Below are 11,175 nucleotides of genomic sequence, written 5' to 3'. Positions count from 1 at the left end.
GAGCACGACGGTGCTCTCGCCGTCGTCGCCCTGGGCGGCGGCGAGGAAGGCGACCGACTCGGCCTTGAGCGCGCGCGCCACCTCGTCGGGTCCCCAGCGCTCGGCGGGCACGGCGCGCAGCGCGGAGCCGAGGGCGCGCTCGGCGCGCGGCGGGAGACCGTCGAGGTCGGCCTCGCCCCGGCGGGACCGGCGCAGCACGAGCTCGGTGGGCCGCACGCCGAAGGGCGCGCGCCCGGTGCCGGCGAACGCGAGCACGGCGGCCCACGACCACCAGTCGGTGTCGGGGCCGGGCTCGGCGCCGTCGAGCAGCTCGGGCGCGAGGTAGCCGGGCGTGCCCATGACGAAGCCGGTGCGCGTCGCGCGCGGGTCGTTCGGCCCCTGCGCGAGCCCGAAGTCGATGAGCACGGGCCCGGTGCGCGCGATGAGCACGTTGGACGGCGTGAGGTCGCGGTGCACGACGCCGGTGCCGTGCACCGCCTCGAGCGCGTCGGCGAGCTGGTCGGCGAGCTCGAAGAGGTCGCGGGGGTCGAGCGGACCGCGCTCGTCGATCTCCTCCTCGAGCGTCGGGCCCTCGACGAGCTCGGTGACGATGAAGGCGTCCGGCCCCTCGAGCTCCGCGTCGAGCACGCGGGCGACGGCGGGGTGGCGCAGGCCCTGCAGCGCGGCGGCCTCGCGGCGCAGCCGTTCGCGGGCCGACGGGTCGTCGAGGTGGCGGTGCAGCACCTTGAGCGCGACGGCGTTGCCGCCGCCGTCCACCGCCCGGTAGACGGCACCCATGGCGCCCGACCCGATCTCGCGCACGACCGTGTACCCGCCGAGCTGCGAGCCGGCCGCGGGCCCCCCGCCGAGCGGGACGACCGAGGTCTCCACCTCCTCCATGGGGCACACGCTATCGGCCGCCCACCGCGGGTGCGCGCCACCACGCCCGGCACGGCCGACCCGCTGACCAGCGCCGGAGGGATCTCGGGACGCGAGTGAAACAGATCTCGTTACCCTGACCAGGTACAAGACCTCGGTAGTCTTGACGCTGGACAGCGTGACTCTTCTACCTCCAAGGAGCAGTACATTGCCGGGTAAAGACGGGTACGATCTGGTCGTCGTCGCGAACCGGCTTCCGGTCGACTTCTCGGTCGGCCCCGACGGCGAGCTGACCTGGCAGAGGTCCCCCGGCGGTCTGGTCACCGCCCTGGAGCCCGTGATGCAGGACGCCGACGGCGCCTGGGTCGGCTGGTCCGGTGCCCCCGACCTCGCGCACGAGCCGTTCACGGCCGACGGGATGCTGCTGGTCCCGGTGACGCTGAGCGCCACCGAGATCAAGCGCTACTACGAGGGCTTCTCGAACGACACCCTCTGGCCGCTCTACCACGACGTCATCGCGCCGCCCGCCTACCACCGCCAGTGGTGGGACGCCTACCGCCGCGTCAACCAGCGCTTCGCCGACGCCGCCGCCGAGCAGGCGGCGGAGGGCGGCGTGGTGTGGGTGCACGACTACCAGCTCCAGCTCGTCCCGCGCATGCTGCGCGACCTGCGCCCCGACCTGCGCATCGGGTTCTTCGACCACATCCCGTTCCCGCCGGTCGAGCTGTTCGCCCAGCTCCCGTGGCGGCGGCAGATCATCGACGGCCTGCTGGGCGCCGACCTGGTCGGCTTCCAGCGCAACGGCGACGCCGCGAACTTCGTCCGCTCGGCCCGCCGCCTCACCGGCTACACGACGCGCGGCCCCGTCATCACCATCCCCGACGCCGACGGACGACCCGGGCGGCACGTGCGCGCGTCGTCGTTCCCCATCTCGATCGACTCGCGCCGGTTCGACACCCTGGCCCGCACGCCGGAGGTCCAGGCGCGCGCCAAGGAGATCCGTGCCGACCTCGGCGACCCCGACGTGCTCATGCTCGGCGTCGACCGGCTCGACTACACCAAGGGCATCCGGCACCGCATCAAGGCCTACGGGGAACTGCTCGAGGACGGGCGGCTCGACGTCGAGCACCACACGCTCGTGCAGGTGGCCAGCCCGAGCCGCGAGAACGTCGGCGCCTACCAGGAGCTCCGCGAGCACGTGGAGGTGCTGGTGGGGCGCATCAACGGCGAGTACGGAGAGCTCGGCCACTCCGCCATCCACTACCTGCACCACTCCTACCCGCCCGAGGAGATGGCCGCGCTCTACCTCGCGGCCGACGTGCTGCTCGTGACCTCCCTGCGCGACGGCATGAACCTCGTCGCCAAGGAGTACATCGCGGCGCGCTCCGACGACCGCGGGACGCTCGTGCTCAGCGAGTTCACCGGCGCCGCCGACGAGCTCTCGCCCGGCCCGCTGCTCGTCAACCCGCACGACATCGACGGCATGAAGGACATCATCGTCGCGGCGGCCACGATGGACCCCAAGGAGCAGCGCCGCCGCATGCGCCGCCTGCGCCGCAAGGTCCTGGCCGACGACGTCGCCAAGTGGTCGGAGTCCTTCCTCGGCGTGCTCACCGCCGTGCCGCCCCGGCCGCAGGTCGCCGACCCGCGCGCCGCCGAGCCGCGGCACCACAGCCTGCACGACGCGCTGGCGGCGTTCACGGCCGTCCCCGAGGCCGCGGGGCGCACCGGCCGGCTCACCCGGCGGAACGGGACGAGCACCCGCCGCCGCAAGCCGACCACCGGCTGGCTCGTCGCGTGCGACTTCGACGGCACGCTCGCCCCGCTCGTGGACGACCCCAAGGCGTCGGCCATGACGACGGCGGCCCGCGCCGCCATCGAGCAGGTGCACGAGCTGACGCAGGAGGGACCAGTGCGGCTCGCGTTCGTCTCCGGCCGGGACCTGTCCGACCTGGCCGAGCGTGCCGACGCGCCCGAGGGCACGTTCCTCGTCGGCAGCCACGGCGCCGAGGCGGGGCGCTCCACCAGCTCGGGGGTCGAGCAGGTGCCGTTCGAGCTGAGCACCACGCAGTCGGGCCAGCTCGACGCGCTCGTCGCGGGGTTCGAGTCCGCCGTCTCCGGCCGCGAGGGGGCGTGGGTGCAGGTCAAGCCCGCGGCCGCCGTCGTCCACACGCGCCTGGCGAGCGTGGACGACGCCGCGGCGATCACCGTGGCCGCCGACGAGGTGGCCGCCAACCTCGGCCTGCCGGCCATGCACGGCAAGGACGTCGTCGAGGTGTCCGTCGTGAGCACGAGCAAGGGCGAGTCGCTGCGCAGGCTGCGCGGCACCGTCGCGGCCGAGCTCGGCGTCGAGAAGGTGCGGGTGCTGTACGCGGGCGACGACACCACGGACGAGAGCGCCTTCGGCTCGCTCGAGCAGGGCGACCTGTCGATCAAGGTCGGCACGGGCGACACCCTGGCGTCCCACCGCGTGCACGACCCGGACGCGCTGGCCGGCGTGCTCGTCGACCTCGCGCGGACGCTGCGGGGCGAGGAGCCGCAGTGAGCCGCTGAGCGCGGCCTGACCCCGCCGTGACCTGGCCGATACCGGGATCTTGACGAAGCGGGGTACGATCGCGCTGCAACAGTGTCACCGCCGACACGTCAGTGGAAGCAACGGCACCCGACCACAACGGATCGTCCGGCACGTACCTGCCGGTGGAGGGATGTTTTCTCATGGCTACGGTCACTTTCGACCACGCGACGCGCGTCTACCCGGGCACCGAGCGCCCGGCCGTCGACCAGCTGAACCTGGAGATCGAGGACGGCGAGTTCCTCGTCCTCGTCGGCCCGTCCGGCTGCGGCAAGTCCACGTCCCTGCGCATGCTCGCGGGTCTCGAGGACGTCAACGGCGGGCACATCTTCATCGGTGACCGTGACGTCACCGACGTGCAGCCCAAGGACCGCGACATCGCGATGGTCTTCCAGAACTACGCGCTGTACCCGCACATGTCGGTGGCGGACAACATGGGCTTCGCCCTGAAGATCGCCGGCACGCCGAAGGCGGAGATCCGCCAGCGTGTCGAGGAGGCCGCGAAGATCCTCGACCTCACCGAGTACCTCGACCGCAAGCCGAAGGCCCTCTCGGGTGGTCAGCGTCAGCGTGTCGCCATGGGCCGCGCCATCGTGCGTCAGCCGCAGGTGTTCCTCATGGACGAGCCGCTGTCGAACCTCGACGCCAAGCTCCGCGTCCAGACCCGCACGCAGATCGCCTCGCTCCAGCGCCGCCTGGGCGTCACCACGGTCTACGTGACCCACGACCAGACCGAGGCCCTCACGATGGGTGACCGCATCGCGGTCCTCAACGGCGGCATCCTCCAGCAGGTCGGCACCCCGCGCGAGATGTACGACCGCCCGGCCAACGTCTTCGTCGCCGGCTTCATCGGCTCCCCGGCCATGAACATCGGTACGTTCGACGTCAAGGACGGCAGCGTCAAGGTCGGCTCCGCGAGCATCCCGCTCGAGCGCTCGATCGCCTCGGCCATCCCGGACTCCGACAACGGCAAGGTGACCCTGGGCTTCCGCCCCGAGGCGCTGGACGTCGTCTCGACCGGCACCCCCGGCTCGTTCGACGTCGAGGTCAACCTCGTCGAGGAGCTCGGCTCGGACGCCTTCGTCTACGGCTCGCTCAAGGGCGACGCCGCCGACGTCGACCTGTCCGCCGGTGACACCAACCAGGTGATCGTCCGCATCGACCCGCGCACCGTGCCGGACAAGGGCGACGTCATCTCGGTCTCCATCCAGCAGGGCCACTCGCACGTCTTCTCCGCGACGTCGGGCGAGCGCCTCGGCTGATACCTCTCACCCCTCGCCGAGGTAGTCGTGTGGCGAGGTAGTCACGCAGCGAAGGAGTACTACTTCGCCAGGTGACTACCTCGCCACACGACTACCTCGGCGAAGTCCGTCAGCGAGAATGGTGCCCATGGCCCAGCAGAACCTTCAGATCACCGCGGCCGCACCCGACCCGGCACTGCTGGACCTCCCGTGGGACGTGCCGCTGGTCGACTGGCCCGAGGACGTCCTGGCGGCACTGCCCCAGGGCATCTCGCGGCACGTGGTCCGCTTCGTCAACCACGGCGGCCGCGTCATCGCCATCAAGGAGATCGGCGAGACCGTCGCCTACCGCGAGTACGAGCTGCTGCGGCAGCTCCACCGCATCGAGGTGCCGTCCGTCGTCCCCGTCGGCGTCATCACCGGCCGGAAGGCGCCCGACGGCGAGCGGCTGGAGGCCGTGCTCGTCACCGAGCACCTGTCGTTCTCGCTGCCCTACCGCGCCCTGTTCAGCCAGGACCTGCGCCCCGACACCGCCACGCGCCTCATCGACGCCCTCGCGGTCCTCCTGGTGCGCCTGCACCTGGTCGGCTTCTACTGGGGCGACGTGTCGCTCTCCAACACGCTCTTCCGGCGCGACGCCGAGACCTTCGCGGCCTACCTCGTCGACGCCGAGACGGGCGACATGCACCGCCGGCTCACCGACGGCCAGCGCAACTACGACGTCGACCTGGCGCGCACCAACATCATCGGTGAGCTCATGGACCTCTCGGCGGGCGAGCTGCTCGACGAGGACGTGGACGAGGTCGCCATCGGCGACGCCCTCGTGGAGCGCTACAACGAGCTGTGGGACGCGCTGACGGGGTCGGAGGCGTTCGACGTGGACGAGCGCTGGCGCGTGGCCGCCCGGATCGAGCGGCTCAACGACCTCGGCTTCGACGTGGACGAGCTGGAGATCACCACCGACATCGACGGCACCACGGTGCGCATCCAGCCCAAGGTCGTCGACGCCGGGCACCACTCGCGCCGGCTGCTGCGCCTCACGGGTCTCGACGTCCAGGAGAACCAGGCCCGCCGCCTGCTCAACGACCTCGACAGCTACCGCGCCGCGACGGACCGGCAGAACGACTCGGAGCAGATCGTCGCGCACGCGTGGGTGCGCCAGGTGTTCCGCCCGACGATCGACGCCGTGCCGCGCGAGCTGCGCCGCAAGCTCGAGCCCGCGCAGCTCTTCCACGAGATCCTCGACCACCGCTGGTTCATCTCCCAGCAGGCGCAGCGGGACATCCCGCTGCCGGAGGCGGCGCGGTCGTACGTGGAGAACGTGCTGCGGCACCGCCCGGACGAGGACGCGGTGCTCGGCCTCGCACCGGACGAGGCCGAGCTGGAGTCCGCCCCGGAGACCTAGTCGACGGCCGCGGAGCGCTGCTTCGCCACCTCGTACAGCGTGATCCCGGCCGCGACGGCGGCGTTGAGCGACTCGGTGGTGTCCGCGATCGGGATGGACACGACGGCGTCGCACGCCTCGCGCACCAGCCGGGACAGGCCCTTGCCCTCGGAGCCGACGACGAGCACGAGCGGGTCGGTCGCGTACGCGACGTCGCCGACGGGCATGTCGCCGCCCGCGTCCAGGCCGACCACGAAGCAGCCCGCCTTCTTGAGCGCGGTGAGCTCGCGCGCCAGGTTGGTCGTCCGCGCGACGGGCACACGGGCCGCCGCCCCCGCGGACACCTTCCAGGCCGACGCCGTCACGCCGGCGGAGCGCCGCTCGGGCACGAGCACGCCGTGCGCCCCGAACGCGCCGCCCGAGCGCAGGACGGCGCCGAGGTTGCGGGGGTCGGTCACGTTGTCGAGCGCCACGATCAGCGGCGGCACGCCGGCCTCGGCCGCGGCGTCGAGCAGGTCGTCGGCGTCCCGGTAGTCGTACGGCGGCACCTTCATGGCGACGCCCTGGTGCACGGCGCCGTCGGTGATCCGGTCCAGGTCGACGCGGGACGCCTCGTACATCGGCAGGCTGCGCGCGTGGGCGATCTCGAGGATCTCCTGGGTGCGGTCGTCCGCGTCGATCCGCGACGCGATGTACAGGCCCTCGGCCGGCATCTCGGCGCGCAGCGCCTCGAGCACCGAGTTGCGCCCGGCCACGACCTCGGCGGCCCCCGCCCCCTTGCGGCCCGCCCCGCGCCCGCCGGGCGTGCCGGGGCGGCGCTGGGCGGCGGCGGCGCGCCGCTCGGCGGCGAGCTTGCGCTGGTGGGCCGGGTGGTACGTGCGGTCCTCCGCCTTGGGCGTCGGTCCCTTGCCCTGGAGGGCCTTGCGCTTGTGCCCGCCGGTGCCGACCTGGGCACCCTTCTTGGAGCCGGCCTTGCGCACCGCACCCGGGCGCTTGGAGTTGCCTGCCATCGTGTATCTCTCTCAGCCGGTGGTTCGGATCAGGACAGCGCCCAGCGGGCGCCGTCGGCGGAGTCCTGGACCTCGATGCCCGCCGCCGCCAGGCGGTCACGGATCGCGTCGGAGGTGGCCCAGTCCTTCGCGGCGCGCGCCTGGGCGCGCGCGGCGAGCTCGGCCGTCACGAGGGCGTCCAGGGCGGCCGCGTGCCGGTCGTCCGACGACGTCGACCACTGCGGGTCGGCCGGGTCAAGGCCCAGCACGTCGAGCATCGCGCGGAGGGCCACGAGCTCGGTCCGGACCGCCGCGTCGTCGCCCGCCGCCAGGGCCGTGTTGCCCGCCCGCAGGTGCTCGTGCACCACGGCGAGCGCCTGGGGCACGTTCAGGTCGTCGTCCATCGCGTCGGCGAAGGCCTGCGGCACGTCGGCCTTGGCGACCTCGTCCGCCGGTACGTCGCCCACGCGCTCGGACGCGCGCGTGACGAACCCGGACAGCCGCTCCCACGTGGTGCGGGCCTCGTCCAGGGTGTCGGGCGCCCACTCCAGCATCGAGCGGTACTGCACGGAGGCGAGCGCGTAGCGCACGACGGGCGCGGGTGCCTGCGTGAGCAGCTCCTCGACCAGCAGCCCGTTGCCGAGCGACTTCGACATCTTGACACCGGCCTGCGTGACCCAGGCGACGTGCATCCAGCGCTGCGCGAACCCGTAGCCCGCGGCCCGCGACTGCGCCTGCTCGTTCTCGTGGTGCGGGAACCGCAGGTCGAGCCCGCCGCCGTGGATGTCGAACGACTCGCCCAGGTACCGGTGCGACATGGCGGAGCACTCGAGGTGCCAGCCCGGCCGGCCGCGGCCGTACGGGGTGTCCCAGGAGGCGGTCTCCGGCTCGCCGGGCTTGGGGGCCTTCCACAGCGCGAAGTCGTGCGGGTTCTTCTTGTCGGACGCGGCGCCCGCGGTGTCGGCGCCCTCCTCGGGGCTGAGGTCCTCGACCCGCTGCCGCGTGAGCTCGCCGTAGGCGGGCCAGGAGTGCACGTCGAACCAGACGTTGCCCTCGCCGGTGGTGTACGCGTGGCCCTTCTCGACGAGGCGCTCCATGAGCGCGACCATCTCGGGCACGCTGCCGGTGGCGCGCGGCTCGTAGGTGGGCGGCAGGACGCCGAGGGCGTCGTACGCCCGGGTGAACACCCGCTCGTAGAGCGCGGCGTGCGCCCACCACTCACGGCCCGCGGCCGCGGACTTGGTCAGCACCTTGTCGTCGATGTCGGTGACGTTGCGGATCAGGGTGACCCGCAGCCCCTTGCGCGTGAGCCAGCGCCGCAGCACGTCGAAGGCGACGGCGGGGCGCAGGTGGCCGACATGGGGTGGTGCCTGCACGGTGGCGCCACACAGGTAGATGCCGACCTCGCCCGGGGTGAGGGGGGTGAAGTCGCGCACCTCGCGCGTGGCGGTGTCGTACAGGCGGAGAGTCACCCGTCAAGGGTACCGGCGCCGCGCCACCTCTTACCTGCCGTGCCGGGGGTCGTGCGTCACCCGAAGTTCCTGCCCTCGCCCCGGTACGTCGGCACCGTCTCGACCACCTCGGCGCCGCGCACGAGGTGCACGGCGTCGAACCGCTCCATCATCTCTCCCGCCTTCGCGTGGCGGAGCCAGACCCGGTCGCCCGTGCGCAGGCGCCCGCCAGGCCCGGAGCCGCGCGCGGCCCGCAGCGGCGTCTGCACCTCGCCGGCGCCCTCCGTCCCGCTCAGGGTGTACCCGGGCGTGAAGAGGCGCGGCAGCCGCGAGGCCCCGGGCTGGCCCGAGGCCGCGTAGCCGCCCGAGAAGGCCGTCACCCAGCCGGGCGCGGGCTCGCGGACGACGTCGAGGCCGAAGAACGCCGACGGCCGCGCCTCGAAGGACCGGTAGCCGTCGAACAGCCCGGGCGCGAACAGGCCGGATCCCGCCGTGACCTCGGTGACGCCCGGCGCCGTGCCGCTCACCTCGATCGAGCCCGTGCCGCCCGCGTTGACGAGCTCGACGTCGTGCCCGACGACGTCCCGCACCGCCGCGACGACCCGCACCCTGCGGGCGTTGACCTCGCGCATCGACAGCCGCTTGACCGCCCGCACGGCGGGGTTGGTGTCGGGCAGGCCGGCGACCTGGGCCTCGTAGAACATCAGGCCGCGCACCGACAGGCCCTGCGCCAGCGCCGCGGTCGCCAGCGCCGCGACGTCGGCGGGCTCCCGCAGCGGCGAGCGGCGCGTGCCGAGGTGCGCGGTCAGCCGGCCCGCGCCGACGCGCAGCGAGCAGTCGACGTCGAGGCAGACCCGGACGGGCGGTGCCCCGTCAGGGGCCGCGGCGTCAGCGACGGCGATGCACGCGAGGTGAGCGGCGTCGTCGACCATGAGGGTGATCTCGGCGCGTGCCACCGGGTCGGCCGCGAGCGCCGCGAGCGCCCCGGCGTCGACGGTCGGGTAGCCGACGAGCACGTCCCGCATGCCCTCGCCGACCAGCCACAGCGCCTCGCGCAGCGAGTAGGCCATGATCCCGGTGAACCCGTGACCCAGCGCCCGCTGCACGAGCGAGCGCACGCGGACGGACTTCGAGGCGACCCGCACGGGCATGCCGTCGGCGCGTTTGAGCAGGTCGAGCGCGTTGGCGTCGAAGACGTCCAGGTCGACGACGGCCAGCGGGGCGGGCAGGTCCGCCGTGGCGGCGGTCAACCGGGCAACGGTCCCAGCGGCAGAACTCATGCCCGAACGCTACTCCCCGCATACCGAGTCGTGACATAGTGCGTCGATGATCTGGACGAACTGGGCGCGCTCCGCCAGCGCGCACCCCGTGCGGCAGGTGCATCCCGCCACCCAGGAGGAGCTGTCCGACGCCGTGCGCCAGGCGGTGCGGGACGGTCACACCGTGCGCGCCGTGGGCGCGAGCCACTCGTTCTCCCCCGCGGCCGCCACCGACGGCGTGCTGCTCGACCTGGACCGGCTGACCGCGCTGCACCGCGTGGAGCGCGACCCCGCGACGGGCAACGCCCTGGTGACGGTCGGCGCGGGGATCCGCCTGCACCAGCTCAACCGACTCCTGGCGGAGCGCGGGCTGGCGATGCAGAACCTGGGCGACATCGACCGGCAGTCGATCGCGGGCGCCGTCTCCACCGGGACGCACGGCACGGGCGCCCGGTTCGGCGGCCTCGCGTCCCGCGTACGTGCCCTCACCGTCGTGGGCCCCGACGGCGCGGTCACCCGGTGCAGCCCGACGGAGAACCCCGACCTGTTCGAGGCGTCGCGCCTCGGTCTGGGCGCCACCGGCGTGCTGAGCACCGTCACGATCGAGGCGGTGCCTGCCTTCGACCTGCGCGCCGAGGAGGACGTGCAGCCGATCGACCGCGTGCTCGCCGAGCTCGACGACCTCGTCGACTCCGCCGACCACTTCGAGTTCTTCTGGTTCCCGACCGCCCGCCGGGTGCAGACGCTGACCAACACGCGGGTCGAGGCACGCCCGGACCACGGCGGGCCCGCCCGCGGCGTGCGCCGAGCGGTCTCGGCGGTCCGCACGTTCGTCGACGCGGAGGTGCTGTCCAACGGCGGGCTCGAGCTCGTCAACCGCACCGCCACGGCGTTCCCTGCCGTGACGCCGCGGCTGAACGCCTTCGCGTCCGGCGCGCTGCGGCCACGCACCTACACGGCGCCGTCGTACCAGGTGCTGTGCAACCCCCGCCGCGTCCGGTTCCGGGAGACGGAGTACGCCGTGCCGCGCGAGAGCGTCGTCGACGTGCTGCGGGAGATCGACGGCTGGCTGCGCCGCACGCGCGAGAACGTGCCGTTCCCCCTCGAGATCCGGTTCGCCCCGGCCGAGGATCTCTGGCTGTCCACCGCGCACGGCCGCGAGACGGCGTACGTGGCGGTGCAGCAGTACTGGCGCCTGCCGTACGCCCGGTACTTCGACGCGGCCGAGGAGATCTTCACGGCCGTGGGCGGGCGCCCGCACTGGGGCAAGATGCACACGCGCGACGCCGCCTACCTGGCCGAGCAGTACCCCCGCTTCGCGGACTTCCAGCGCGTGCGCAAGGAGGCGGACCCGGACGGGGTGTTCGCCAACGCGTACACGCACCGCGTGTTCGGCTGAGCGGGCTCTGTCCGGGGCTGCT

General features: G+C 73.2%; 8 protein-coding genes. 4 read left to right on the top strand and 4 right to left on the bottom strand.

Going from position 1 to position 11,175, the window contains the following annotated elements:
* Positions 1–879, bottom strand: an 879-nt coding sequence (locus tag HLB15_RS10175) for a serine/threonine-protein kinase (RefSeq protein WP_171105191.1), incomplete at its 3' end; no start/stop codon positions are given.
* Positions 880–1,066: 187 nt separating this feature from the next.
* Between HLB15_RS10175 and otsB the strand changes: the two genes are divergently transcribed.
* The 3 genes from otsB (at position 1,067) to HLB15_RS10160 (ending at position 6,076) form a co-directional block, all read left to right on the top strand.
* Positions 1,067–3,403 (top strand): trehalose-phosphatase, encoded by a 2,337-nt coding sequence (gene otsB / locus HLB15_RS10170; protein WP_229785106.1) that lies wholly within the window; start codon positions 1,067–1,069, stop codon positions 3,401–3,403.
* A gap of 170 nt (positions 3,404–3,573) precedes the next feature.
* A complete protein-coding gene (locus tag HLB15_RS10165) occupies positions 3,574–4,692 on the top strand; it encodes an ABC transporter ATP-binding protein (protein WP_171105189.1) in 1,119 nt (372 codons plus the stop codon).
* A gap of 127 nt (positions 4,693–4,819) precedes the next feature.
* Positions 4,820–6,076, top strand: a complete 1,257-nt coding sequence (locus HLB15_RS10160; protein ID WP_171105187.1) for a DUF4032 domain-containing protein — start codon at positions 4,820–4,822, stop codon at positions 6,074–6,076.
* Here the strand turns inward: HLB15_RS10160 and rlmB are convergent.
* Genes rlmB through HLB15_RS10145 form a run of 3 tightly spaced genes read right to left on the bottom strand, consistent with a single transcriptional unit; the run spans position 6,073 to position 9,775 of the window.
* A complete protein-coding gene (gene rlmB / locus HLB15_RS10155) occupies positions 6,073–7,065 on the bottom strand; it encodes a 23S rRNA (guanosine(2251)-2'-O)-methyltransferase RlmB (RefSeq protein WP_171105185.1) in 993 nt (330 codons plus the stop codon). The genes HLB15_RS10160 and rlmB overlap by 4 nt on opposite strands.
* 29 nt (positions 7,066–7,094) lie before the next feature.
* A complete protein-coding gene (gene cysS / locus HLB15_RS10150) occupies positions 7,095–8,516 on the bottom strand; it encodes a cysteine--tRNA ligase (protein ID WP_171105183.1) in 1,422 nt (473 codons plus the stop codon).
* Between the two features lie 56 nt (positions 8,517–8,572).
* Positions 8,573–9,775, bottom strand: a complete 1,203-nt coding sequence (locus HLB15_RS10145) for a type III PLP-dependent enzyme domain-containing protein (protein ID WP_171105180.1) — start codon at positions 9,773–9,775, stop codon at positions 8,573–8,575.
* Positions 9,776–9,821: 46 nt separating this feature from the next.
* Here HLB15_RS10145 and HLB15_RS10140 point away from each other — a divergent pair, with 46 nt between their 5' ends.
* Positions 9,822–11,153, top strand: a complete 1,332-nt coding sequence (locus HLB15_RS10140; protein WP_171105172.1) for a D-arabinono-1,4-lactone oxidase — start codon at positions 9,822–9,824, stop codon at positions 11,151–11,153.
* Positions 11,154–11,175 lie beyond the last annotated feature (22 nt).

The organism is Promicromonospora citrea, assembly GCF_013004695.1.
In the GTDB taxonomy this organism is placed as follows: Bacteria; Actinomycetota; Actinomycetes; order Actinomycetales; family Cellulomonadaceae; genus Promicromonospora; species Promicromonospora citrea.
Note: the sequence above shows the minus strand (reverse complement) of the source record. Positions and strands in the feature narration are given on the sequence as shown.

Coding starts and splice junctions, on each gene's coding strand:
- HLB15_RS10165 (WP_171105189.1), top strand. CDS start 3,574: ATGGCTACGGTCACTTTCGACCACGCGACGCGCGTCTACCCGGGCACC.
- HLB15_RS10160 (WP_171105187.1), top strand. CDS start 4,820: ATGGCCCAGCAGAACCTTCAGATCACCGCGGCCGCACCCGACCCGGCA.
- rlmB (WP_171105185.1), bottom strand. CDS start 7,065: ATGGCAGGCAACTCCAAGCGCCCGGGTGCGGTGCGCAAGGCCGGCTCC.
- HLB15_RS10145 (WP_171105180.1), bottom strand. CDS start 9,775: ATGAGTTCTGCCGCTGGGACCGTTGCCCGGTTGACCGCCGCCACGGCG.
- HLB15_RS10140 (WP_171105172.1), top strand. CDS start 9,822: ATGATCTGGACGAACTGGGCGCGCTCCGCCAGCGCGCACCCCGTGCGG.